This is a genomic window from Bradyrhizobium sp. CSS354 (assembly GCF_029051725.1).
Taxonomy (GTDB): Bacteria; Pseudomonadota; Alphaproteobacteria; order Rhizobiales; family Xanthobacteraceae; genus Bradyrhizobium.
This window is the reverse complement of sequence record NZ_JAACFU010000001.1, coordinates 448,513-471,570: the sequence shown is the minus strand read 5'-3', so window position 1 is coordinate 471,570 and position 23,058 is coordinate 448,513. Positions and strand designations below refer to the sequence as shown.

The 23,058-nt window shown below is 63.5% G+C and carries 23 protein-coding genes; 2 read left to right on the top strand and 21 right to left on the bottom strand.

The window, feature by feature from the left end; translation table 11 throughout:
• Nucleotides 1-8 precede the first annotated feature (8 nt).
• The 17 genes from GWG67_RS02355 to GWG67_RS02275 all read right to left on the bottom strand — a co-directional run bounded on the left by GWG67_RS02355 (nucleotide 9) and on the right by GWG67_RS02275 (nucleotide 19,229).
• Entirely contained in the window at nucleotides 9-485 is a 477-nt protein-coding gene (locus GWG67_RS02355; RefSeq protein WP_275167534.1) for a (2Fe-2S)-binding protein, read from the bottom strand.
• A 5-nt stretch (nucleotides 486-490) separates the two neighbouring features.
• Nucleotides 491-1,309, bottom strand: coding sequence for a xanthine dehydrogenase family protein subunit M (locus GWG67_RS02350; RefSeq protein ID WP_275167533.1), 819 nt, complete (start codon nucleotides 1,307-1,309; stop codon nucleotides 491-493).
• Nucleotides 1,306-1,755, bottom strand: coding sequence for an SRPBCC family protein (locus GWG67_RS02345; protein ID WP_275167532.1), 450 nt, complete (start codon nucleotides 1,753-1,755; stop codon nucleotides 1,306-1,308). The genes GWG67_RS02350 and GWG67_RS02345 overlap by 4 nt, the downstream gene beginning before the upstream one ends.
• A gap of 5 nt (nucleotides 1,756-1,760) precedes the next feature.
• Entirely contained in the window at nucleotides 1,761-2,198 is a 438-nt protein-coding gene (locus GWG67_RS02340; protein WP_275167531.1) for an SRPBCC family protein, read from the bottom strand.
• Between the two features lie 9 nt (nucleotides 2,199-2,207).
• Nucleotides 2,208-5,111 carry a flotillin family protein gene (locus tag GWG67_RS02335; protein ID WP_275167530.1) on the bottom strand — a complete coding sequence of 968 codons (2,904 nt, stop codon included), beginning with the start codon at nucleotides 5,109-5,111 and terminating at the stop codon, nucleotides 2,208-2,210.
• A gap of 25 nt (nucleotides 5,112-5,136) precedes the next feature.
• On the bottom strand, nucleotides 5,137-5,970 hold the full coding sequence (locus GWG67_RS02330) for a phosphoenolpyruvate hydrolase family protein (protein ID WP_275167529.1): 834 nt from the start codon (nucleotides 5,968-5,970) through the stop codon (nucleotides 5,137-5,139).
• A gap of 3 nt (nucleotides 5,971-5,973) precedes the next feature.
• Nucleotides 5,974-8,187, bottom strand: coding sequence for an ABC transporter permease (locus tag GWG67_RS02325; protein ID WP_275167528.1), 2,214 nt, complete (start codon nucleotides 8,185-8,187; stop codon nucleotides 5,974-5,976).
• Complete coding sequence (locus GWG67_RS02320) at nucleotides 8,180-8,962, bottom strand: ABC transporter ATP-binding protein (protein WP_007593014.1); 783 nt, start codon at nucleotides 8,960-8,962, stop codon at nucleotides 8,180-8,182. Before GWG67_RS02320 ends, GWG67_RS02325 begins: the two co-directional genes overlap by 8 nt.
• A complete protein-coding gene (locus tag GWG67_RS02315; RefSeq protein WP_275167527.1) occupies nucleotides 8,955-10,088 on the bottom strand; it encodes a branched-chain amino acid ABC transporter permease in 1,134 nt (377 codons plus the stop codon). The genes GWG67_RS02320 and GWG67_RS02315 overlap by 8 nt, the downstream gene beginning before the upstream one ends.
• Nucleotide 10,089: 1 nt before the next feature.
• Nucleotides 10,090-11,100, bottom strand: a complete 1,011-nt coding sequence (locus tag GWG67_RS02310) for a branched-chain amino acid ABC transporter permease (protein WP_275167526.1) — start codon at nucleotides 11,098-11,100, stop codon at nucleotides 10,090-10,092.
• Nucleotides 11,101-11,300: 200 nt separating this feature from the next.
• Entirely contained in the window at nucleotides 11,301-12,128 is an 828-nt protein-coding gene (locus GWG67_RS02305) for an AraC family transcriptional regulator (protein WP_027569321.1), read from the bottom strand.
• Between the two features lie 129 nt (nucleotides 12,129-12,257).
• Nucleotides 12,258-13,508 carry an ABC transporter substrate-binding protein gene (locus tag GWG67_RS02300; protein ID WP_275167525.1) on the bottom strand — a complete coding sequence of 417 codons (1,251 nt, stop codon included), beginning with the start codon at nucleotides 13,506-13,508 and terminating at the stop codon, nucleotides 12,258-12,260.
• A gap of 358 nt (nucleotides 13,509-13,866) precedes the next feature.
• The gene (locus GWG67_RS02295; RefSeq protein WP_275167524.1) at nucleotides 13,867-14,832 is read right to left on the bottom strand and encodes an ABC transporter ATP-binding protein; all 966 of its coding nucleotides are present in this window, start codon (nucleotides 14,830-14,832) and stop codon (nucleotides 13,867-13,869) included.
• Nucleotides 14,829-15,803 (bottom strand): ABC transporter ATP-binding protein, encoded by a 975-nt coding sequence (locus GWG67_RS02290; RefSeq protein ID WP_275167523.1) that lies wholly within the window; start codon nucleotides 15,801-15,803, stop codon nucleotides 14,829-14,831. The genes GWG67_RS02295 and GWG67_RS02290 overlap by 4 nt, the downstream gene beginning before the upstream one ends.
• Before the next feature lie 3 nt (nucleotides 15,804-15,806).
• On the bottom strand, nucleotides 15,807-16,652 hold the full coding sequence (locus tag GWG67_RS02285; RefSeq protein WP_275167522.1) for an ABC transporter permease: 846 nt from the start codon (nucleotides 16,650-16,652) through the stop codon (nucleotides 15,807-15,809).
• Nucleotides 16,653-16,663: 11 nt separating this feature from the next.
• Entirely contained in the window at nucleotides 16,664-17,608 is a 945-nt protein-coding gene (locus tag GWG67_RS02280; RefSeq protein ID WP_007608695.1) for an ABC transporter permease, read from the bottom strand.
• A gap of 79 nt (nucleotides 17,609-17,687) precedes the next feature.
• Nucleotides 17,688-19,229 (bottom strand): ABC transporter substrate-binding protein, encoded by a 1,542-nt coding sequence (locus GWG67_RS02275; protein WP_275167521.1) that lies wholly within the window; start codon nucleotides 19,227-19,229, stop codon nucleotides 17,688-17,690.
• A gap of 171 nt (nucleotides 19,230-19,400) precedes the next feature.
• Between GWG67_RS02275 and GWG67_RS02270 the strand changes: the two genes are divergently transcribed.
• Entirely contained in the window at nucleotides 19,401-20,426 is a 1,026-nt protein-coding gene (locus tag GWG67_RS02270; RefSeq protein WP_275167520.1) for a MurR/RpiR family transcriptional regulator, read from the top strand.
• 147 nt (nucleotides 20,427-20,573) lie between these two features.
• On the opposite strand, the gene GWG67_RS02265 is transcribed toward GWG67_RS02270, so the two are convergent.
• The 4 genes from GWG67_RS02265 to GWG67_RS02250 all read right to left on the bottom strand — a co-directional run bounded on the left by GWG67_RS02265 (nucleotide 20,574) and on the right by GWG67_RS02250 (nucleotide 22,182).
• Complete coding sequence (locus tag GWG67_RS02265; RefSeq protein WP_275167519.1) at nucleotides 20,574-20,849, bottom strand: hypothetical protein; 276 nt, start codon at nucleotides 20,847-20,849, stop codon at nucleotides 20,574-20,576.
• Nucleotides 20,850-21,016: 167 nt separating this feature from the next.
• On the bottom strand, nucleotides 21,017-21,190 hold the full coding sequence (locus GWG67_RS02260; protein ID WP_275167518.1) for a hypothetical protein: 174 nt from the start codon (nucleotides 21,188-21,190) through the stop codon (nucleotides 21,017-21,019).
• A gap of 91 nt (nucleotides 21,191-21,281) precedes the next feature.
• Complete coding sequence (locus tag GWG67_RS02255; RefSeq protein WP_275167517.1) at nucleotides 21,282-21,614, bottom strand: hypothetical protein; 333 nt, start codon at nucleotides 21,612-21,614, stop codon at nucleotides 21,282-21,284.
• Between the two features lie 277 nt (nucleotides 21,615-21,891).
• Nucleotides 21,892-22,182, bottom strand: a complete 291-nt coding sequence (locus GWG67_RS02250; RefSeq protein WP_275167516.1) for a hypothetical protein — start codon at nucleotides 22,180-22,182, stop codon at nucleotides 21,892-21,894.
• A gap of 319 nt (nucleotides 22,183-22,501) precedes the next feature.
• On the opposite strand from GWG67_RS02250, the gene GWG67_RS02245 reads away from it, so the two are divergent.
• Entirely contained in the window at nucleotides 22,502-23,020 is a 519-nt protein-coding gene (locus GWG67_RS02245) for a hypothetical protein (RefSeq protein ID WP_275167515.1), read from the top strand.
• Nucleotides 23,021-23,058 lie beyond the last annotated feature (38 nt).

The following is a 23,058-nucleotide window of genomic DNA, read 5'->3' as shown; positions in this document are numbered from 1 at the left end:
CTGGTCCTTCAGGCGCTCACCCGGCCGCCGGAGGCGGCGAGGATGGCGTTGATGATCGGCTCGTAGCCGGTGCAGCGGCAGATGTTGCCGGAGATCGCCTCGACGATCTCGGCGCGGCTCGGGGAGGGATTGCGGTCGAGCAGCGCCTTGGCCGCCATCAGCATGCCCGGCGTGCAATAGCCGCACTGGGCAGCAAAATTCTCGGCGAAGGCGCGTTGCAGCGCATGCAGGTTTGGTCCTTGCTTCAGGCTATCCAGCGTCTCGACGGAGCGGCCGGCGACGGTCTCGGCCAGCGTCAGACAGGAGAGATGAAGCTCGCCGTCGATCAGGACGCTGCAGGTGCCGCAGCCCCCCTGGCCGCAACCGAACTTCGGCGTCATGTCGCCGATCAATTCGCGAAGCGCGACGAGCAGGTTGGTGCCGCCATCGACGAAAATGGCGACATCGCTGCCGTTGTGACGAAATTGCAGGGCAGTCTTGGCCATACGATCTATTCCTGACCCAAGAGAAGACGACGCAGATGTACGCCGACGATCTCGCGGCGATACCAGGCGCTGCCGAGCGCGTTGTCGGACGGCGATGTTCCTTCCACGGCTGCAGAGCCTGCGGCCGCAATGGTCGCGGCATCGAGCGAGCGGCCTTCCAGCGCGCGTTCGGCCGCCCGCGCACGTATTTGCGTCGGCGCCATCGATCCCAATGCAATGCGTGCCCCGGCGACCCGCCCGCCACTGATAGGCAGATGTGCGGCGAGCGTGATGACCGAGCCGCCTTTGGGCTTGATTCGTGCGATCTTGCGGTAGCGGAAAGCCTCCGCGCTTGCCGGCCGCGTGCAGGACACCGACAGCACGAGCGTGCCCGCCTGCCTTTCACGTGACTGCAAAAACTCCTCAATCGGAATGTCGCGCGATCCAAAGCCGCCTTGCAGGGCCACGGTGGCATCGAGCGCAAGCAGGGCGACGGTGAAATCGCCATAGGGATTGGGCGCAAACAGATTGCCGCCCACCGTACCCATGTTGCGCACCGCCGGGCCACCAATCGAGCGGGCAGGAGCGTGCAGGAAAGCGAGGTCGCGCTCGCCCAGAATCCGCGCGAAAGTTACGCCGGCACCCAGTGTGATCCGCGGGCCTGAGGGGTCGATGCGCGTCAAGGCATGGTCATTGGCGCGCACGACGGTCGAGATGGAGATGTCGCCTTCGTTCAGTGCGCGCATCACGAGCGTGCCGCCGCCGAGATAGCGCGCATTGCGATCGGACGACAGCGCTGCGGCGGCCTCACTCGAACTCGTGAAGGTCTTCACCGTCACAGTCATGTTGACACAGCCTCCTTGAGGTGCCGGCGGATCGCGTCGAACCCCGCTTGGTAGATATCTTCCGCGACCATGTGGGTGATATGGTCCTTGTCCTCCGGCCGCGTCGAGAAGCGGGATTCCCAGTGCCAGAAGGTGCGGTCGCCGTCCGTCACGGGCAGCAGGCGGACGTGGGCCACGTAGTTGAACATCGGGACCGGCGTATCGAGCAGGCAATAGCTGAAGGTCTGCTCCAGATCCGATAGCGTCAGCAATTGCTCGCGCAGCTCGGAGCCGTCCTGGAGCTTGAACCGCCTGACACAGCCGATCTTGTCCGAGGCTTGGGCGCGCTCGATCGTGGAGGTCGCGACCGCCGGATGCCAACGATCGTGCCCGTTGAAATCGCGCAGCACGGCCCACAGGGAGCCGGTCGGCGCATCCACGATCGTGCTCTTGATGATGTGCGGCACGGCGCTCAGCCTCCGAACCGGCGTTTGAGAGCGTCGAAGCCGCCCTGGAACACGCCGCCGCCGATATTTGCGACGAGCTCCGCCTCCCGCTCGGGCGCGCAGTCGAACTCGGCGGTCCATTCCATGAAGGTCTGGTCGCCATCCGTGACCGGCGTCAGCCGAAGCGTGGCGACGTAGTCCTCGACCCCCATCGGGGATTCGAGGATCGAGTAGGTGCAGAACATGTCGTAATCGGACAGGCCGAGCAGCTTCTCCCGGATACGATCGCCGTTGCGCAGGCGAAAATCCCTGACGCAGCCGATCTTGTCGGAGGGCTCGCCGCCTTCGATGCGGCTTTCCGCAATCGCGGGATGCCAGTTCGGCAGACCGTTGAAGTCGCGCACCCGCGCCCAGACGCGGTCGTTGCGCGCGTTGACGACGGTCGAGACGTAGACGCGGGCCATGGTGCGACCTCAGCTCTTCTTCCGTGGGCTGCGCTCGGCGGGCGGCTCACCCTCGGCCGAAGGCGAGGGCGCGGCGGCTGGCTTCTCGCCGCCGCCGCCGCCCTTGCGTGCGGAGTCCTTGATGCCCTGCATGTCGCGAGCCTCCCGGATCAGGCCTGGCATCTTGGCGAGGCTGCCGCCTTCGACGCCGATGTCCGCCAGAAGCGAGTCGATCAGCGGCGCCTGGACGCGGTAGCGCAGCGCCGAGTCGATCACCTCGTCGGTCGCGCTACGGCCGCCATTGCCGCCATGGCCGTTGCCGTTGAGGCCGTCGACCTGGAGGATGCGGATGCCCTCGATCTTCTCCATCGGCTTGACGCTCTCACGGACGATGCCCTCGATGCGGTCGAGCAGCTTTCGCCGGAACAGCGAGTAGCGCGCCTGGTCGGTCAGCACGTTCTCGGCCTCGTTGAGCATACGCTGCGCCTCGGCCTCGACCGCAGCGCGGATCCGTTCGGCTTCCGCGGCAATTCGCGTCTCCTCCGCCTGCTTCTCGGCGATCAGGATCTCCACGGTCTTACGGCGCTTCGCAATCTCGCTCTCGCGCGCGGTAATGACACGCTCGGTCGCTTCAGTGGCATGCACCCGCGCTTCCTCGGCCGAGGCCTTGGCCGCAGATTCCTCCAACGACTTCAGGTGTATGGCAATTGCCTTCTCCATCAGAACGGTCTCGACCTCCTTCTCGCGATTGATTTCGAGCTTGCGCAGCTCGCGCTCGCGGCCGATGCGGGCCTCGTCGAGGCCACGATCGGACGCGATGCGGGAGCGCTCGACCTCCTCGCGCGCGGCAATCTCGGCTTCCTGGAGAGACTGGACACGGGCGACTTCGAGTTGTTCGATGGAACGTCGGCGTTCGATCCGCGCCGCCTCCAGCGCATGCTCGCGCGAGACGTCGGTGGTCTCGACCTCCTTGCGCGCGACAATCTCGGCCTGCCTGACCTGGCGGTCGGCGTCGATGCGCTCGGACTTCTTGGTCGAGAGCGCAATGACGCGGTCCTCGTCCGCGATCTCGATCGCCTTCTTGTGCTCGATGTTGAGGACTTCGCGCTTCTTGGAGGACGTGATCCGCTCGGCTTCGAGCGCGAGATCGACGCCGATGCGCTGGCGCTCGATGGCGTCGCGCCGCTTCAACTCGGCCGCCTCGAGCACGGCGCTGCGCTCGATCTCGAGCGCGCGTGTGTCACGCTCGGCCTGGATACGCTCGGCTGCAACGGACTTTTCCTGCGCGATCCGGGCGGCTTCGATGGCTTCGCGTGAGGCAATGTCGGCTTCCTCGACGGCGCGGTTGCGGGCGATTTCCAAGGAGCGAACGCGTTCTTGCTGGGTGATGCGGGCAGCTTCCGTGGCTTCGCGCGCCGTGACCTCTGCGACTTCCAGCGTCTGATTGCGTTCGATCTCCAACTGCCGGGTATTCTGCTCGACCGCGATGCGCTCGACCGCGAGCCTGTGCTCGCGGGCGATGCGCGCCGCCTCGACCGCGCGTTGCGCCTCAATCTCGGCTTCCTGGATGTTACGCACCTGCTGGATCTCCAGCGCTCGGGTGCGCTCATCGGATGCGATGCGCTCGACATTGACGATCATGGTCTGGGCGATGCGGGCCATTTCGGTGGTCTCGCGGGCGGCGATCTCGGCTTCGTCCACGGCGCGGGTCCGGTCGATCTCGCGGCGTCGGGTCTCCTCTTCGTTGGCGATGCGGGCGTCGGTCACGACGCGGTCTTGCTGGATACGCGCTTTCTCGATCGCCTCGCGGGCGGTGATCTCGGCTTCCTCGACGGTCTGCATCCGCTCGATTTCGCGCTGGCGCACCTCGCGCTCGGAGGCGATGCGGCTGGTATCGATCGAGCGCTGGTTGGCGATCCGGGCCTTCTCGATATCCTCCCGTGCGAGCAGTTCCTTCTCCTCGATGGTGCGGGTGCGCTCGATCTCCCGCTGACGGGTCTCACGCTCCGAAGCGATGCGGGCTTCGGCGATCGCCTGGTCGTTGGCGATTCGCGCCTTCTCGATGGTTTCACGGGCGGAAATCTGCGCCTGCTCGGCTTCGGTCTCGCGCAGGGCCCGCTCACGTGCGACTTCGGTGCGTTGCAGGGCGCGGCGCATCTCGATGTCACGCTCCTGTTCGAGGCGCGCCGTCTCGCTTTCGCGTTCGATCTCGAGCGCCTGCCGCTCGGCCTCCAGGTTGCGGGAGCGGATCTTGATCATCGAATCCTGCTCGATGTCGTTGCGCAGCTTGCGCTTGGCCTCGATGTCCTCCATCAGGCGGGTCAGACCTTCGGCGTCGAAGCGGTTCGAGGGATTGAAGAATTCGAGATCGGTCTGGTCGAGATCGGTGATCGCGACTGACTCCAGCTCGAGTCCGTTCTGGGCGAGTGCTTCTGCCGCGTTGGCTTTGAGGCGGGCGACGTACTCACCACGCTGCTCGTGCATCTGCTCGAGGGTCATCTCCGAGGCAACGGAACGAATGGCTGAGATGAATTTGCCGGCGAGGAGGGCGTGGAGCTGCTCGGGCTCCATGGTGCGGCGGCCGAGCGTGGCGGCCGCGATAGACACGGCTTCGCGGGTCGCCTGGACCCGGACATAAAAGTCAGCCTCGATGTCGACGCGCATGCGGTCTCGGGTGATCACGGCGTCCTGGCGGGAGCGAACGATGCCCATCGGCTGCACGTTCATGTTGACCGGCGTGTAGTCGTGGATGAACGGCAGCACGAAGGCGCCGCCGTTGATCACAACGCGCTCGCCGAGCAGGCCGGTGCGAACGAATGATGTCTCCTTGGACGAGCGATGATAGAGCCAGTTCACGATGTAGACGCCGACCACGATCACCACGACGGCGACGATCAACCAGAGGATCAATTCACCGACCAGAGTCCCTGACATGTTTCTCTCCCTCGACCTTTCGGCGTTATCGCGCGCCGATCGCCTTGAATTTGCGAACCTGATCCGTCAGCGCCCGCTCGACCGGCAGCCGCTCCATCGAGGAGGCGCCGTAGAAGCCGTGGCAATTGCGTGTGTTCCTCATGATGAAATCGGCATCGTCAGGATCGGAGATCGGTCCGCCATGAGCGAGCACCAGAATGTCCGGGTTGACGCCGAGCGCGGCGGAGGCCCAGGTGTCGATGTGCGCTGGGCAATCAGTCAGCTTGTGTGCGGTCTGCGCGCCGATGGTCCCCCCCGTCGTCAGGCCCAGATGACAGACGATAATATCCGCGCCCGCGATCGCCATCGCGGCGGCCTCCTTCTCGCTAAAGACGTAGGGCGTCGTCAGCAGGTCCTTCTCGCGCGCCTTTGCGATCATGTCGATCTCGAGCGCGTAGGACATGCCGGTCTCTTCGAGATTGGCACGGAAGACGCCGTCGATAAGGCCGACGGTTGGAAAGTTCTGCACGCCGGCGAAGCCGAGCGCCTTCAACTGGTCCAGGAAAAGATCCATGTCGCGGAACGGATCCGTGCCATTGACGCCGGCGAGCACTGGCGTTCTGGTGACGACGGGCAGCACTTCGCCGGCCATCTCCAGCACGATCGCGTTGGCGTCGCCGTAAGCCATCAATCCCGCGAGCGAGCCTCGGCCGGCCATGCGGTAGCGGCCGGAATTGTAGATGACGATGAGGTCGACACCGCCGGCCTCTTCGCATTTGGCCGACAAGCCGGTGCCGGCCCCGCCGCCGACGATGGGCTCGCCGCGCCTTGCCATGTCGCGGAAGCGCTTCAACAGTGCAGCGCGTTCAAACCGGGCCATCGGTCACCTCGCTAGTCTCCGGCGCGCCCCGGTGCGGCCGAACAATGTTCGGAACGCGCTGACAATGGTGGAGGCGAACTCGGGATCATTGATGTTCTTGGGAACGCGGATGAGCTGACGGTTGGCGGTCTGCCGCACGTTGCGCTCCAGCGTTCGGAACAGCGCCGCATCCGCGTCCGGATCCCAGAATGGCTGTCCTCGCGCGTCGAGCGCAGAGACGCCGCCCTCGGGCAGGAAGAAGCGCACCGGGCCGTCCATCCGATTGAGCCGATCGGAAATCCAGTGCCCCATGCGCTCGTTTTCCTCCGCCGTGGTCCGCATCAAGGTGACCTGCGGGTTGTGGATGTGGAACTTCCTGCCGCGGTAGTGTTCCGGGATGGTCTGGGGGGCACCGAAATTCACCATGTCCAGCGCGCCCACCGAGCCGACATAAGGCACTCGGCTGCGGATGATGGCGCCAAAGCGATCGTCGGTGGCCGGGAATACACCGCCCATCAGGAGATCGCCGACCTCCGTGGTCGTGAGGTCGATGATGCCTGCGAGCTGCCCGGAATCAACGAGCTTCTCCATTGACCGTCCTCCGACGCCGGTGGCGTGGAAGACCAGGCACTCGAAATCCTCGCGCAAGTCGGCCGCGATCTTCTGCACCGCCGGCGTGGTGACACCAAACATGGTGATGCCGACCGCCGGCAATCCGCTGTCGCCGCGATCCTTCCGTGCAGGCTGATCAAGGCGCGCCTTGACCATGCCGGCCAGCGCATTGGCGCCGTTGGCCAGCACAGCGCGTGAGATCGAATTGAGGCCCTGCACGTCGGCGACCGAATGCATCATGGTGATGTCCGCGGGGCCGACGTAGGGCCCGACGTCGCCGGAGGCGACGGACGAGACGATGAGCTTCGGCACTCCGACAGGAAGCATCCGCATCCCGGGCGCGACCAGCGACGCTGCGCCCGAGCCGCCCGCCGAAATCACGCCGGCAACATTGTTCTGGCGCCGCAGCCAGCTGACGAAGGCGTCGGCCATCGCGGTGACGGCGGCGCCGCGGTCGGGTCCGAATACCGCCGATCCGCCGCGACCATGGTTCAAGGCGATCTCCTGGGCAGAGACGTCGCTGGCCGCGTGCCTGCCGCTGGTGGAGACATCGACCAATCGGGTTCGCAGGCCGGTCCCGGCGATGATGTCGCGGATGAAGCGGAGCTCCGTGCCCTTGGTGTCGAGCGTACCGACGACGAGCACGACCGGGGAGGCCTGCGTTTGCGTCGCGGCCGGTTCGCGCTTGCGCCGTGCCGTCTCGTCGAGACGCATCACCTGTGTCGAGAACGTGCGGGCCGCAGCCTCGATGCGGGCGATCGGCACGGGCTGCGACCAGCGTGTCGGCGGCGTCGGGTTGGACAGGTAGATGCGGGTTGCGCCGCCTGGACGTGTCTGCTGCGGAGAAGGCTTCGCTTCCGTATCCGCTGGCGGCACGTCGAGGTCGAGCTCGAGTCCGGCGTGCATTCCGACACCGAGCAGGCGCTGCTGCATTTCGCGATCGGCGGCAAGCCGCACCGAATCGATGATGCGGTTGACGCGACCATTGACCATGATCGCGACGTTGCGCGACACGGCGGTAGCCACGCCGATATTCTGCTCGATCACGAGCACGGACATGTCGCCGTCCTCGCCAAGCTGTAGCAGCATCTCCTCGACCTGGGCCACGATCACGGGCGCGAGCCCCTCGGTGGGCTCGTCCATGATCAGGAGCCGCGGGTTGGTGAGCAACGCGCGGGAGATCGCAAGCATCTGTTGCTCGCCGCCGGAGAGCTGAGCGCCGCCGTGATCCTTGCGTTCGGCTAACCGCGGAAACGTCTTGTAGATGCGCTCGACCGTCCAGGCGCCGCGGCGCAAGCCGGCGGCAAGCTGCAGATGCTCGTCGACGCTGAGTGAGCGCCACAGCCGGCGTCCCTGCGGAACGTAGCCGACGCCGAGCCGGGCTATGTGGGCGGGCGGCTGCCGGGTGATGTCATCGCCGCGGATGCGGATCGAGCCGCCGCTGACCGGCACCAGCCCCATGATGGCCTTGCACAGTGTGGTCTTGCCCATGCCGTTGCGGCCGACGACCGAGAACACGCCGGCCTCGAGCGTCAGATCTACGCCCTGCAGCGCATGCGAATGGCCGTAATAGACGTCCAGCCCACGGACTTCGAGCGCGGCGGCGGTACGGCGGACCTCATTCATGGCCGCCTCCGAGGTAAAGCTCCTGCACTTCGGGATCTGACTCGATCTCCTGCGGACGGCCTTCCTTGAAGATCCGCCCATTGTGCATCATCGTGACGCTCTCGACGACCCGCAGGGCCACGTCCATGTCGTGCTCGATGATGATGTAGCCGATATGCGCGGGCAGGGACGTCAATATCTCGATCAGCTCGGCACGCTCGGTCGGCGACAGTCCCGCGGCCGGTTCATCGAACAGGACGAATCGCGGCGCGCCGGCAAGCGCAAGTGCGATCTCGAGCTGGCGCTGCTGGCCATGCGCGAGCTCGGCAACGCGCTGATCCTTCACACCCGAGAGATGGACGGCCTGCACGAGATTTTCGGCCGCGTGCATCAACGCATCGTTCTGACCGGGGCGGAGGAACGAGAAGCGCCCCCGTGAGACGCCACGGCAGGCGAGATAGACATTGTCCTGGACGGTGAGGCCGGGAAACAGCGCTGAGATCTGGTAAGTCCGGCGCAGGCCGCGGCGGATGCGCTCATAGGGCGGGAAGTGCGTGACGTCCTCGCCGAAGAAGCGGATGGTGCCGGAAGAAGGTGGGAAGTCGCCGGTGATGCAGTTGAACAGCGTGGTCTTGCCGGCGCCGTTGGAGCCAAGCACGGCGCGCCGTTCGCCGGGGCGGACGGTAATGGTGATGTCGGTGAGTGCCGCGAGCGCGCCGAACAGACGCGTCACGCCGCGCAGCTCCAGCGCCGCGCCTGCGCCCACGACAGAGAGGCGTTGCGCGACGCTATCCATGGCGGGATCCTTGGGTGGATCCTTGGCCAGATTCTCGACCAGCTTCCCGGCCATGACGCCCGCTTGAACTTGCCGCGCCGGAGCGTTGGCGGCGCCGCCAGCTCTGCCAGAGCCCGATGACGCCGTCCGAGGACCAGAACACGATCGCGAGGAAACCGAGGCCGATCAGGAGGCGAAAGCGGTTGCCGTCGAGCCCCAGCTTGACCAGAAAGTCGAGTGCGAAAGTGCGCAGCAGCACGAAGATCAGCGCGCCGATAAAGGGTCCGATAGGGCGCGTGATGCCGCCGACGACTGCGATGATGAGGATATCGATGCAGGCTCCGACGCTCACCGATCCCGGCGAAATCTGCCGATAATTCCAGACCTGGAGCACTCCCGCCAACGCTGCGACGAAGGACGCGAAGGCGTAGGCCGCGACGCGATGCGCATTGACGTTGAAGCCGAGTGCCGCCATGCGGCGGGGATTATCGCGTACACCTTGCAGCGCGAGGCCGAATGGTGCGCGGGAGATGTAGTCGACGGCGAAGTAGCACAGCGCGGCTACCGCGAGCACGATATAGTAGAAGGGAATGTCGGCGCGCCAGTTGACGCCCCAGAAATGCGGTGTGGCAACGGTATTGATGCCGGTATGGCCGTTGAAGATCGCCCAGTTCTGGTTGGTGAAATAATAGAACGCCGCGCCGATCGCGAGCGTGATCATGATGGTGTAGATGCCTTCGGTGCGCACCGCCAGCGCGCCCCCGAGGGTGCCGAAGATGGTCGCGAGCGCAAGCGCCATCGGGACCGCAAGCCACCACGGCCAGCCCAGGCTGATATTGGCGTTGCCGCTGGCGCCAAACACCGCGACCATATAGGCGGAGAAACCCGCGATGGTGAGCTGCATCAGGCTCACCATGCCGCCATAGCCGGCAAGAAACATCAGACTCAGCGCCATGAGTCCGAGGATCAGCGTGGTCGCGAAGATCTCGATCAGGAAGAAGCCGTTGGCGATCAGCGGCATGATCAGGAGGATAGCCGCGACGGCCCAGGCCGCCGGATTGTCGATCTCCGGCCATCCGCGCAATCTGGAGCGCTGCACCGCAGCAGTGGGACGAACCGTGACGCGGGTGTCGTGAGCGAGGGACATGTCAGCGCCTCGCCAACAGGCCCTGCGGCCGAATTGCCAGCACCAGAACCATGATCAGGAAGGTCACGACGATGGCGTAGGTCGGGATGTAGACCGAGCCGAGCTGTTCGGCGAGGCCGATGATGAGCGCGCCCAGCGCGGCACCCGGGATCGAGCCCATGCCACCGACGATCACGACGACGAGGGAGGCGAGCAGGAAGCGGATATCCTCGCCGGGCGAGAGCGACTGGAACGTTCCGCCGACGACACCGGCGACGCCGGCGAGGCCGGCGCCGAGCGCAAACACCACGACGAAAACGAGTTGGATCCGCACACCGGTCGCAGCCAGGATGTCACGATCGTCGACGCCGGCGCGGATGATCATGCCGATGCGCGTGCGGTTGAGCGCGAGCCACATCGCCACGCCGATTACGACGGAGGCGGCGAAGATCACGAGCCGGACCAGGGGATAGCGGAGATAGACCGGCTCGCCTGAGGATTTGACCGCGGTGACCAGCGGCAGCTCCACAGGTCCGATCAGCCAGTTCGGGGTCTGGATCTGATAGAAATCGCCGCCGCAGGCCCACAGCATCAAATCGGCGAATACGATCGAGAGTCCGATCGTCACCATGGTCTGGCGCAAGTCCTGGCCTTCCATGCGGCGGAAGACGAGGACCTGGAGCAGGACGCCGACCAGTGCCGTCAGGATGAAAGCGACGATGAAGCTGAGGACCCATGAGCCGGTCGCGGCGCTGATGGCGTAGCCGACATAGCCGCCGAACAAATAGAGCGAGCCGTGTGCGAGGTTGACGTTACGCATCAGGCCGAAGATCAGCGTAAAACCGCTGGCGACCAGGAAATACAGACCGCCGAGCGTGATGCCGTTGAAGAGCGCGTTGAGAAAGACCCGCTTGCGGCCGACCGCATCTTCAAGGCCCTGCGGCCACACCGCGAAAATCAGCCAAAGCGCCACCGCGATCGCGATAATGACGATCAATGCCCAGGCGGGATGGCGTTCGACAAAGCGGGTCATGATCGCCGCTCCGTCTTCACGTCACCCCATCTCTCATCCCGCAAGCAGGACGGAGGGGCACGCAGACCGTTGCCGGCCGCAAGCCCTGCCATGAACATGCGCTCCCTATCGCGCGCGATCCTCTTTTCGGGACCGCATTTGGCCTATCCTAATGCGGCTGAAAGGGAGGCGTTTGATCGTGAGTATCTTTTCGCGTGCGGTCAGGCGCGCAAAACCTTGGCCGCGCGGCGATAATCGGTCGGCGCCATGCCGACATTGGCGGCGAAGAAGCGGGTGAATCCGCTCTGCGACGAGAAACCGAGATCGAAGCCGATATCGGCGATCGGCGCTTCGCTCGCCACCAGCGCCTCCAGCGCCTGCTCCATCATCAGCGTGTTGAGATAGAGGTGTGGCGTGACGCCGGTCTGGGTGCGGAACAGCCGGTAGAAATGCGGCCGCGACAGGCCGGATTCGCGCGCGATGGTGTCGAGTTCGATCTCGGCGCCGGGACTCTCCGACATCATCTTGATGCACTTGCGCACACGAAAATCCGTGACGGAACCGTTTGCGCGCGGATCGCGCGCGGTCGCGGCCTGTTGCCAGCTTTCGTCATAACAGATGTCGATGAGACTTCTCAGCTCGCCATCGAGGCTGTTGAGAGAGGGGGCGCCGCACACGAGGGCGGCTGCGTGCCTGATATGCTTGTCGAGCGCAACCGACCGCGTGAACTGGGTACGGCCGAAGCGCAGGCGGTCGGCGCCGGGCGCGTCGGGCGCGAACCACTCTGCATTGACGTAGAGCACGAAGAAAACGGCGCCGCCTTCGAGATCGGATGGCAGGAAATTATGCGGCTCCCACGGATTGACCGCGACGACGGAACCTTCTGTGAGCTCGTAACGTCCGTCGCTGACATCGATGCATGCGGAACGTCCGCCGACATGGAAGATCAAATGACCTTCGCGATGTGCGTGGATGTTGAAAGGGCGGTTCAACTGATAGACCGTCGCCCGACCAAAGCGGCCGTGGAAGACGGCGAGCGCCCGGCTCATGCCTCTCCTCCCAAAAGCTCTTGGTATTTTTTGGTAGCGTTCAACAACCGGGGAGAGAATGCAAGGGCGCACGTGTCGCGTCCTGGCAAATCTCTCCCCGGTCGATCATCGCTCGCGAACGAGACTAGGTCAGTATTTCTTACATTCCGGTACTGTGCGGCTCGGCAAACCGATTTTGGCGAACACTGCGGGATCGTAGCCCAGCGTCTGGTTGACGTTTGGGATCACCTTCACGACCTTTGAGAACAGCGCGCCCTTGCCGTCGTCGACGACCTCGGTGACGAAGTTGGTGCCGATCGCCTGGCGGTTGGAGTCCAGCTTGATCTTGCCATTGGGTGCGTCGATCTCGATCTTGGCGAGGGCTTCCTTATACTTGGCCTGGTTGTTGGAGAGATCGCCATTGACCTGACGCAGCGCCAGGATCAGCGCCATGGTCGAGTCGTAATAGTTGGTGGCGAGCAGCGATGGGCTCGGGAAGCGCTTGTTGGCCGGGAAGGCGTCCTGATAGTCCTTCACGAACTTCTGCCAACTCGGGTTCTCCCAGGTGTCGGCCTGGCCGCTCGCGGCCAGCGTGCCGATCAGGGCATTCTTGGCGTTGCCCTTGGACGACAGGATGGTCTGGTCGATCATGATCGAGCCGCCCATCAGATGCGCCTTGCCGCCGGCCTGCTGGTACTGGTTCAGGAAGTTGACGGCGTCGGCCCCGCCGAGGCCGAGATAGATCGCGTCGACGTCGTCGGGCAGTGCGGCGATAACCGAGGCAAAGTCCTTGGTGCCGAGCGGTACCCATTGCCGGTTGGTGACCTGTCCGCCGGCACCGCAGAACTCGAGCACGAGGCCGAATACCTGCGTATAGATGAAGGAGTAGTCTTCGCCGACGGTCGCGATCTTGCGATACTTCTTTTCGTCATAAGCGTATTTGCCGAGGCCGACCTGCCACTGCGCACCGTCCATGTTGTAGCGGAAAAAGTTCGGAGCGGGATCGACATAGGTCGTTTCCTGGGCCCCCGAGGCGGCGTTGATGAAGGTCAGTTCGGGATGGGTCTTTGCAAAATTCTTGACCGCGATGCCTTCGTCGCCGGAGAGCGGCGACAGCAGAATCTGCACCTTGTCCTGTTCGATCAGCTTGCGCACGGCTCGTACGGCGGAGTCCGGCGTCGCGTCGGTCGAGGCGATGACAAATTCGAGTTCCTTGTCGCCGACCTTCTTGCCGAGCACGTTGAGGGCCGTCTGGAAGCCGCGGATGCCGTCCTCGCCGAGCACGGTGTAGGTGCCTTCGAGCGTCGCGGTGACGCCGACCTTGATCTTCTCCTGTGCGAAGGCTGTGCCCGAAAGTAACAGGCTGCTCAACGCGATCAGTCCTAGACTGCCTTTCAACATTGCTCTCCTCCCTTGGCGTTCTTGTCGCTGTTTTTCACCGCGCCCTGGCGCGTCCGCTGCGTCGTGCGGCGTTCGGGCAGGGCCGACGGTTCTTGAAGTGGAGGCTAACCGAACTCCGATGCAGCGCACGTATCGGAGCTGTGCGCGGCTTAACGGGCAGTCTCATTTTGAATGCTGCGTCGCGATTAACATCGCGGTGCAACAGGCGTCGGGCTTCCCGAATTTGCATGTGCCTGCCGCATGGCGGTCGCGGACTGCCGCCGCGTGAATGGGAACGCTCGAATAGAGGAGAAATCAATCCCAAGCGTTGCCGGCTCAGTGCCTCGCGCGGCTCGTTTCGCTCAGCGACATTCGATGGTTATACGTTGTGGCAGGCGATTGTCCGACCGTCCGCACCGACAGATCGAAGTTGTGGCACATCGACGAGACAGCGATCGCTGGCCATTAGACAGCGGGGCGCATATGCACAACCGTGCGGTCGTGTGAAGAGGCTCGGCGGTTCACCCATTTCGATCGCGCCCAGGATCCGCCTCGATGGATCCGGCTTCGGAATTGCTGCCACCAACGCGCGCGTATAGGGATGGAGCGGATGATCCAGCACCGTCCGCGTCCCGGCCTGCTCCACGATCCGGCCCATATACATGACAGCAACGCGGCTGCTGATCTGTCTGATCACGCCAAGGTCGTGCGAGATGAAGAGCATCGCCAGTCTCAACTGGTCACGCAGATCCATCATCAGATTGAGCACCTGCGCCTGCACGGAAACGTCGAGGGCCGAGACCGGCTCGTCGGCGACGAAGATGGACGGCGTAGGAAGAATGGCGCGCGCGATTCCGACCCGTTGCCGCTGCCCGCCACTCAGTTCGTAGGGATAGCGAGCGGCGAAAGACGGGTTCAACCCGACGGCTGTCAAGGTGGCAGCTATGGCCGCGCTGCGCTCGGCGCGGCTCTTGAAGAAGCCGCTGATGTCGGCCGCCTCCGCCACCGAATCTCCAATTGTGCGCCGCGGGTTGAGCGATGCATTGGGATCCTGGAAAACCATTCGGACGTTCAGACGCATCTCGCGGAGGCCGGAGCCGCCGGCTCCGATCACTTCGGTTCCCTTCAAATTGATGTTGCCGCTGTCGGGCTGGACCAGCCCGACCAGGGTTCGGCCCAGCGTGGTCTTGCCGCAACCGGACTCGCCGACGATCCCGAGGACCTCGCCTTCGGCCAGCGACAGCGATACACCATCCACCGCCTGCACCCGGTATTTCCGACCGGCTCGCCTGGCACTGAACGAGACCATCATGTCCCGGACGTCGAGGATGACATTGCCGCTCATGGCAGCTCCCCGCGGGCAAGCGGAAATGCGCAGAGCACCTCGTGTCCTTGGGAGGCCTCCAGGCGGGGCGGGGTCGCCACGCGGCACTCATCGCGCACCGCTGCGCAACGCAGGGCAAACACGCAGCCAGCAGCGACCGAACCTGGCAGCGGCGGCTGACCAGAAATGGTAGGCAGCCGGCGCGCACCGGAATTTCGCGACGGCATGCAATCCATCAGTCCGCGGGTGTAATGGTGACGCGGTGCGCCGAACAGCCCATCGACTGCCGCAGTTTCCACGATTCGGCCGGCGTACATGACGGCGACGCGATCGGCGAGCTGCGCAATGACTCCCATGTCGTGGGTGATGAACAATATCGCCATATCCAGCCGGTTGCAGAGCTCGCGCAAGAGCCCGAGAATCTGAACCTGTATGGTGACATCCAGAGCGGTGGTCGGTTCATCGGCGACCAGCACCTGTGGCCTGCAGGCCAGTGCAATCGCGATCATGACCCGCTGGCGTTGGCCTCCGGACAACTGGTGCGGATACGCGGACAGCTGCATTTTGGGGTCAGGCAAACGCACCAGTTCGAGCAGTTCGCGCGCCCGGACGAGCGCCGCTGCACCCGGAATTCCCTCATGCACGCGCACGGCTTCCGCGATCTGATCGCCGATCCGGCGAACCGGGTTCAGTGAGGTCATCGGCTCCTGAAAGATCATTGCCATGCGGCCGTGGCCCGCTTCGACACGTTGCCAGGGCTGCAGCTGCGTTACGTCGCAGCCCTCCAACAGGACCCGCCCGGCCCGGACCCGGGGACCGGGCTGCGGCAGCAATCCCATGACTGCAAGCGAGGTCATGCTCTTTCCACAACCGGACTCGCCGACGAGACCGAGGATCTCGCCCTTGGCCAAGCCGAAGGACACGCCCGCGACGATGTCGACCGGCGCGGTCTCCGGCCCCACTGACACCGTAAGGTCGCGAACTGTCAGCACGGCCTAACCCTTCTCACCAAAGACCTGACGGAACCGCGGATCGAGTCTATCGCGCAATGCATCGCCGACCAGGTTCAGAGAAAATGCCGTCGCCACGATCATCATACCCGGAAAGAAGAGCAGCCACGGAGCGCGCGTGATGAAGGTGCGCGATTCCGCCAGCATATTGCCCCAGCTCGGAATGTCCGGCGGCGCGCCGAGGCCCAGGAAATCGAGTGAAGCCGCGCCGAGCTGCGCGAACGCGAAGACGAAGCTGGCCTGTACGAGAAGCGGGGAGACAAGGTTCGGCAAGATGTGCCTGCTGATGAGCCATGCCGTTCCGGCACCCATGCTGCGGGATGCCTCGACATAGGTTTCCGCGCGCAAGCGCAGTGTCAGTCCGTAGACGATGCGGGTCGTCGTCGTCATGTAACCGAGCCCGATGGCCAGAATGACGGTGCCCACACTCGGGCTCAAGATGACAATCAGGCCAAGTGCGAGAAGCAGAGTCGGAAAGGCCATCAGCACGTCGACCATGCGCATCAGCAGGTGACCCAGCCGCGGAAACAGAGCGGAAAGTACGCCGGCCGGAACGCCCGTCGCGAGGGCGAAGACGACCACGCCAGAGCCGATCAGAAGTGCCATGCGTGATGAATGAATGGTGCGCGACAGGGTATCCCGGCCGAATTGGTCGGTGCCGAACCAGTGGGTCACGTTCGGGGGCGTCAGACGGATCAGGGGATCGATGGCATACGGATCGTAAGGCGACAGCCAGGGCGCGAAGACCGCGGCGAGCACAGTCGCCACAAGGACCCCGAGCCCGGCCAGCGCGATCGGGCGGGCGGTGAACGGCCTGAGCCACAAGGTCACGCTATTGCTGCTCATTGGAGCTCGACCCGCGGATCGAGCAGACGATAGCTCAGATCGACGATCAGATTGATCAGGAGATAAACCACCACGATGACCAGGATGACGCCCTGGATCACAGGGTAGTCTCGACGAAGGATCGACTGAACGACGAGGCGGCCGATGCCGGGCAGGGCAAACACGGTTTCGGTCACCACCGCTTCGGACAGCAGTGCGGCGAAGGTGAAGCCGAAGGCCGAGACGACCGCCAGGAGTGCATTACGCCAAATGTGGCGGCGCACCACCTGCCACGGCCGGATTCCCTTTGCACGCGCCGTGCGCACGTAGTCCTCCCGGGAGACGTCGAGCATGCTGGCGCGCGTCAGCCGCAGGATCAAGGCGGCATTCGGAGCCGCTAGCGCCAGGCTGGGGAGGACGAGATAGCGGAGATTGACGACGCCACCTTCGAAGATCGACGGATAACCGGAGCTCGGAAACCAACCGAGCCAGGCCGCAAAGATCAGGATCAGATAGAGCCCGACCCAGAACGTGGGTATCGAGGCCATCAGCATCGCCCCGCCGGACAATCCCTGATCGAGCCACGTGCCGTGCCGGACCGCCGCAATCATTCCGATCGGCACGCCGATGACCGCAACCCAGATCATCGTCATCGTGGCGAGCAAGGTGCTGGTCTCGGCGCCATCGGCAATCACCGACAGCACGGGCGCCTGGAAGAAGATCGACCGCCCGAGGTCGCCCTCGAGCACATGGCCGGCCCAAGTGAGATATTGCAGGATGATCGGTTGGTCGAGACCGAGTTGGTGTCTCAAGGCGTCGATCTGGTCGGGAGTCGCGGTGTCACCGAGCAAAACATAGATCGGGTCACCCGGCACGATATGGATGAACGCGAAGATGATGATGGACGCCGCCAGCAGCGTCACCGCCGTCGTTCCTGCGCGCTTGAATGCGTAAGACCACATGTGATTGTGCGCCTGCTCAGCGGCAACGATGCGCGCTGGCGCCGGCGCTCGACAGTCCTCGCGGCCTCATTGCCCGTCCTTACTTCGTTGACACATTCCAGAACACGGGACCGTTTGGGTTGAGCCCCTTGAGCTTGGGAGACGCAATGTCATAGGTGTAGGCATCGCCTACTTTCATCACGGGTACCTGCTCATAGATCAGCGACTGGATCTTGTCCCATGTCGACTTGCGCGCGGCTGGATCGGTCGTGTTGATCAACTCAGCCCGAAGCGAGCCGATCTCGGGGCTGTCCCACCATCCGGGATAGCTCGCATTCAGGAACGTGAGCAGCAGCGGGTCGGGCGCGAAGGAATGGTGGGTGACGAAGATGTCCCACTGTTCCGGCTGGCCGCGCATCTTCAGAAGAGTCGCCCAATCGACGACCATCATCTGAACATTGATGCCGGCATCGGCCAGCTGGCGGGTGAAGACGGAGGCTTCGTCATAGTGTGCCTGATAGTTCGTCGAGACCAGCAGGCGGATCGGCGCCCCCGTGTAGTCCGCCTCCTTTGCGAGCTCCTTGGCCTTCTTCGGATCGTGCGCACTATAATTTGAGGCGCCGTCCGTCGAGTACCAGGGTGTGCCGTTGGGAAAGATCGATCCTTCGGCATTCCACAGGTCCTTGGGACCGAAGGCGACGCGCAGCGCCTGCGACTTGTCCAACGCGGTCTGGATGGCGCGGCGGAGCTTGTAATTGTCCTTCAGGATTCCTTGCTTCGAGTTCATGAAAAAAAGGCCGAAGATCGGCGCGTTGGTACGCTGCACCTGAACCGATGGATCTTTGCTCAGGGACTCGTACAGATCGCCGGAGATCATTTCCGCATAGTCGTAGTCGCCCGCCTGCACGCCGCTCACGCGCGTGCCGACGTCAGGCACCGGAATGAACCGGATCTTGTCGAAGCTCGCAAGGCGGGCGCCGGCGAAGCCGTCACCCTTTTCCTTCAACGGCTTGTAGCCGTCGAACTTTTCCACCTCGACGTAGCGGTTCGGCCGCCACTCCACGAACTTGTAAGGCCCGGTGCCGATATAGTCCTTTTGCTCGATCGGCCGGTTTCCCGCTTTGGTGGCAATGTCTTCCGGATAGATCGCAAGACCGCCATTGACGTCCGCAATGAGAGCCTTCCAGGCGCCGTTCGGCGCGGACAATTTCAGCGTGACTTCATACTTTCCGGTCGCCTCGACCGACGTAGCCGCCGCCATCAGGAGCTTGCCGCGCGCACCGAAACTGCCCCATCGCGTCATCGAGGCGACCACGTCCTTGGCGGTCATCTCCTTGCCGGTGTGGAAGAGGACACCCTCGCGGAGCTCGATGACGATGGTCCGACCGCCGTCTTCCGTCCGATCGTTCTCGGCCAGCATCGGACGCGGCGTATAGGTTGAGTCCAGCGCATACAGGGTCTCGAAGATGTGGCGGCCGATGACCGATGCCACATCGGCTGTCGTCAGCATGACATCGAGCGGCGGCGGTTCTCCGATGGTGGCTTCGCGCAGCAGGGTGGCGGCATTAGCCTGCGCAATCAAGAATGACGCGGTAACCAGCCCCACGACGCCACGCATCAAGACACTTGGACCGTATCTCATGATCGCCCTCCCGCCTTGTTGAACCGCCTGCTTCCCGGTGCAGGGGATGTGCCTTTCAGCTGTTGGGCTGATGGCACGCTATTGCTTGTTCGAAAGTTACATACACAATTTGGCAATTATCAAGCGGAAAATGCTGTTATTGATGGGGCATGCCGATATACGTTTGGTCGGATGCTGAAGGTTTCTTACGGCAGCTTCTTGCCAAGGGCGCAGGTGGATCTGACCTGGGGAAGGGCGGCAATGGCGCGTGCAAAGCGAAATCATCCGACGAGAGCCGTTGATGCAGCGATCTCGAAGCCGTCGGGCGACGACAATGTCGTGGTCGGCGACATCATCTCCCTCATCAGGCAGAGCGCTCCAAGCCTCAGCCCGTCCGAGCAACGCGTTGCCACGGTGCTGCTGGCCGATATGGAGTTTGCCGTTCACGCCAGCAATTCCGAGCTGGCCCGTCGGGCGCGCGTGAGCGAGCCGACGGTCACCCGGTTCAGCCGCTCCGTCGGTTGCCGGGGCGTCCGGGACCTCAAGGTGAGGCTGGCTCAAGCAATGGCGGTTGGGCGGATCTACGTTGAGCTTCCCCCGCATGTCGGGACCGATCTGGCGCGCCCCGCGCTGTGGCGGTCGGTGTTTCAGGAAATTCGTCGTGCAATTGCCGCTGCCGAGGAGGGACTTCGCAAGGAGGACATCGAGAGGGCTGCCGAGGCTATCTCCGGCTGTTCGAAGCTTGCAGCGTTCGGGGTGGGGGGCGGTTCCACTCTTGCGGCGGCGGAAGTTCAGAACCGGTTCTTTCGTCTTGGGATTGCCGTCTCGCATGCCTCTGACCCGAGCTTGATGCGCATGATCGCGGCGACCCTCGGGCGGGATGACGTCGTCGTTGCCATCTCGACCACCGGTGCGGCGAACGAAGTGATCGACGCAGCCAGTATCGCCAAGCAATACGGCGCCTTGGTCGTGGCAATCACCAAGCCGCAAAGCAGGCTGGCCTCAATCGCCGATATTGCGCTTGGCGTGCACGTGCCCGAAGCGCCCGACGCGCTCAAGCCTACGGCGTCGCGCTATGCGTTTCTCGCCACCATCGACCTGCTCGCAGCGTCAACTGCCTATTGCAAGCCGCTCGAAGCCCAGGCACGCATGCGGCGGATCAAATACGAGTTGCTGAAGGGAAGCGACGGGGACGCCAAAGGGCCGCTGGGAGACTGAAAAATCTGCAGTGGCCCAACGAGGATTTGGTCGGTGCATTGCCGCTCGCATCCGGCCACGTCAATCGCGCTCCGAAACCCGAAACCGCACATCCTGCAGAAAAATTATCCGGCAGGATGCGGTGTTCAGAGCCGGCAACGACGGCTATCAGCGGCAGACGTAGCTGCCATTGACCAGAACGCGGACACATGCCGTGCCGACAGCGGCTGCACCGACTGCCGCGCCGCCGACGACCGCGCGCCTGGTGGTGCGCCGTGCTACGCCAGCGACTGATACAGGTGTCAAGGGCCGCCCGACCCGTGCTTCAGCCCGGCCGAGCGAGAGCGAAAGGCCTTCGTCGACCGACCAGTCGATCGAGCCGGACACTCCAAGGGCGACCACGGCAGCCGCGAGTGATAGCTTTGTGACCAAACCACGCTTCATGATAGTCTCCGCCTGTGAGAGTGAATTTGGATCGCTCCATGGACTGGCGCTCGGACCATTGATCAAGATCAAAGAACCGTGGAAATCGTGAAGCTGTTAGCAAAGGCGAAACACCAGAACGATTTCAGTCGGGGTCGGGTGCATGCGTCACACTTTTCGTCGCTTTTTTACTTCTGTATGCAGAGTGGCCTGAGCGTCTCGTCGGTACTGCGCGCTTTTGCGTATTCCATCAGCGCTATCCGGGCTGCTTCGCAACGCTCTGCGCTTGAAAATTCTTGCGTCGAGACTACGGCGCCGTTCGCGACGCCGAGCCAGCTGATGACGACCAGAACATAGGTCATGGTATCCTCCCCCCTCAGTCGCCGATCTCGGAACGCAGCTTAGCGCGACAGGCGGCTTGATGAGCGCCGTCCATCGCGCCGCTATCAAGCTCTATTGGCAGACATACATGATGCCGTCACCGCCCTTCACCAACGAGCCTGGGACGCAACCGATGCCGTTGCGCGCCGCATAGTCGGTCCAGCCGCTATAGCCGTAGCTCCACGGTCCGCCGAAGTAATAGGCCCGAACAGCGTACCAGGGCAGACTCTCGTTAGTGTAGTAGTGTCCGCGATAAGAGGGAGTGACGTACAATCGCGTCGCCGCTTGCGCCTTGTCGACCTTCAGCGAAACTCCGCCTTGGTCGGTCCAGCCTATGGACAGCGTCGTGCCGCATACGAGCGCGGCGACGGCAACGGCAATTTTCCTTGCGCTTATCGACTTCATGGACGTTCTCCAAAAATGAAGTTCAACGCTGCAACACCATCCCGGCACTGGGCCGCCGACTTGCTTTAGATCAAGGGATTGAAATAAATCGAGTCCGCTTCCTCTTCGAATTCGCCGGATCCAGTTCGGAGCGAGTTAAGTGAATCTGGAGGAGGACGCTCCGACGTCTGAAAAGTGCAGCCCGCCGGGTCGCATCGGAAAGCGCGCTGTCACGTGGGACGGCTTCTCCACACTGGAGCGAAGTATGCAATCGTGCGAGCGCTTTTTCTGGAATGCGTCAGGCAGTCGGCGACAAGCTCCGAGACGGCATGACGCCTCTCGACCTGCTCTTCATCATGTCTGCTGTTTCGTTTGTAGGCTCGTGTTGCGCCTCGACCAATTTGCTGAACGCGAAGAACAATCGGGCGGTGATGCCACCTTTTAATTGGTGCTCATCATGAAGCGCCTCGGCGGCCTGGCGTGACCAGCTCCTTGCCTCGGCCATCCAGACTATTTGGTTTGCCGGATCCTGGCTTGCAAGCTGCCGGCAAAGTGCTGCGCGCGAACTCAGCTCGAATTGACTCATCATCGGCCCTCCCTGCCAGAAGCTCGATGTACGCGGTGAGAATTCTGCGTTGCGTGCCACATCTCTGCAATTGCCCTTCCGGCCATTGTACCAAGGGGCATGTCACTGACACTGATATGCCATGCGGCACTAACGCGAGGCGGTGTTGCGATAATTCAATTCGTTGATCTGGCTCAAGCGAAACCGCGTCGGGCGCGGTGAACATTAGTCCGCTGCAGCGTGCGTGCGCTTACCACGAAGCGCCGCCCATGCCTCAGCAAGTGTTTCACCAGGGGCGCGCCGCGGCGGAAGCAGCGGCGGCTCGATTTAGGCAACTACGCCCATGCATGTTGCATTGCTTCGCCAATTCTGCCGCCGTGGCCCGTTGCTTGCCAGACGAAAATCTGCGGCGGCGATGGCGCCGACAATGCCTATCTCACGATATTTGTTCTATGTCGGCGGTGCGTTGCTCGCGATGCTCTTCGTTGCGGATGCCTTTGTCCCGATCCGGCCCGCTATACACGATGGCGTTGCGCGCTCCTCCACTATCCGCATCCACTCTGATTTGAGGTTGCCCGAACGGATCGTTCTCGACACTAGCCGGCCCACGATCATGGCGGTCGACGTCCCCAAGGTCGAGCTCGCCGCCCCGCCGGGCGCCGACCTGCCACAGACGCGCGCGCGCGAGGCATTTGCTCGGCTTGGACCGCTCGATATCGAACGACCGCCAGCGCGTCCGTCGGCAAAGGCTGATGCGAAGCCGCAGCGTCAAAACAAAATTGTGAGGAGGCACATTGAAAGAAATATCCGGCTCGTCTCGCGACCTCCGCAGTACGGCTGGTTTGGCAACCAGGTCTGGTGAGCGTCTCCGTTCGTCGCTGCGGAGTGGGGCGCCCGCCG

Bases quoted from the DNA above. Each gene is read 5' to 3' on its own strand.
- GWG67_RS02355 (WP_275167534.1), bottom strand. From the start codon at position 485: ATGGCCAAGACTGCCCTGCAATTTCGTCACAACGGCAGCGATGTCGCC.
- GWG67_RS02350 (WP_275167533.1), bottom strand. From the start codon at position 1,309: ATGACTGTGACGGTGAAGACCTTCACGAGTTCGAGTGAGGCCGCCGCA.
- GWG67_RS02340 (WP_275167531.1), bottom strand. From the start codon at position 2,198: ATGGCCCGCGTCTACGTCTCGACCGTCGTCAACGCGCGCAACGACCGC.
- GWG67_RS02335 (WP_275167530.1), bottom strand. From the start codon at position 5,111: ATGTCAGGGACTCTGGTCGGTGAATTGATCCTCTGGTTGATCGTCGCC.
- GWG67_RS02330 (WP_275167529.1), bottom strand. From the start codon at position 5,970: ATGGCCCGGTTTGAACGCGCTGCACTGTTGAAGCGCTTCCGCGACATG.
- GWG67_RS02325 (WP_275167528.1), bottom strand. From the start codon at position 8,187: ATGAATGAGGTCCGCCGTACCGCCGCCGCGCTCGAAGTCCGTGGGCTG.
- GWG67_RS02320 (WP_007593014.1), bottom strand. From the start codon at position 8,962: ATGGATAGCGTCGCGCAACGCCTCTCTGTCGTGGGCGCAGGCGCGGCG.
- GWG67_RS02315 (WP_275167527.1), bottom strand. From the start codon at position 10,088: ATGTCCCTCGCTCACGACACCCGCGTCACGGTTCGTCCCACTGCTGCG.
- GWG67_RS02310 (WP_275167526.1), bottom strand. From the start codon at position 11,100: ATGACCCGCTTTGTCGAACGCCATCCCGCCTGGGCATTGATCGTCATT.
- GWG67_RS02305 (WP_027569321.1), bottom strand. From the start codon at position 12,128: ATGAGCCGGGCGCTCGCCGTCTTCCACGGCCGCTTTGGTCGGGCGACG.
- GWG67_RS02300 (WP_275167525.1), bottom strand. From the start codon at position 13,508: ATGTTGAAAGGCAGTCTAGGACTGATCGCGTTGAGCAGCCTGTTACTT.
- GWG67_RS02295 (WP_275167524.1), bottom strand. From the start codon at position 14,832: ATGAGCGGCAATGTCATCCTCGACGTCCGGGACATGATGGTCTCGTTC.
- GWG67_RS02280 (WP_007608695.1), bottom strand. From the start codon at position 17,608: ATGTGGTCTTACGCATTCAAGCGCGCAGGAACGACGGCGGTGACGCTG.
- GWG67_RS02275 (WP_275167521.1), bottom strand. From the start codon at position 19,229: ATGAGATACGGTCCAAGTGTCTTGATGCGTGGCGTCGTGGGGCTGGTT.
- GWG67_RS02270 (WP_275167520.1), top strand. From the start codon at position 19,401: ATGCTGAAGGTTTCTTACGGCAGCTTCTTGCCAAGGGCGCAGGTGGAT.
- GWG67_RS02265 (WP_275167519.1), bottom strand. From the start codon at position 20,849: ATGAAGCGTGGTTTGGTCACAAAGCTATCACTCGCGGCTGCCGTGGTC.
- GWG67_RS02260 (WP_275167518.1), bottom strand. From the start codon at position 21,190: ATGACCTATGTTCTGGTCGTCATCAGCTGGCTCGGCGTCGCGAACGGC.
- GWG67_RS02255 (WP_275167517.1), bottom strand. From the start codon at position 21,614: ATGAAGTCGATAAGCGCAAGGAAAATTGCCGTTGCCGTCGCCGCGCTC.
- GWG67_RS02250 (WP_275167516.1), bottom strand. From the start codon at position 22,182: ATGATGAGTCAATTCGAGCTGAGTTCGCGCGCAGCACTTTGCCGGCAG.
- GWG67_RS02245 (WP_275167515.1), top strand. From the start codon at position 22,502: ATGCATGTTGCATTGCTTCGCCAATTCTGCCGCCGTGGCCCGTTGCTT.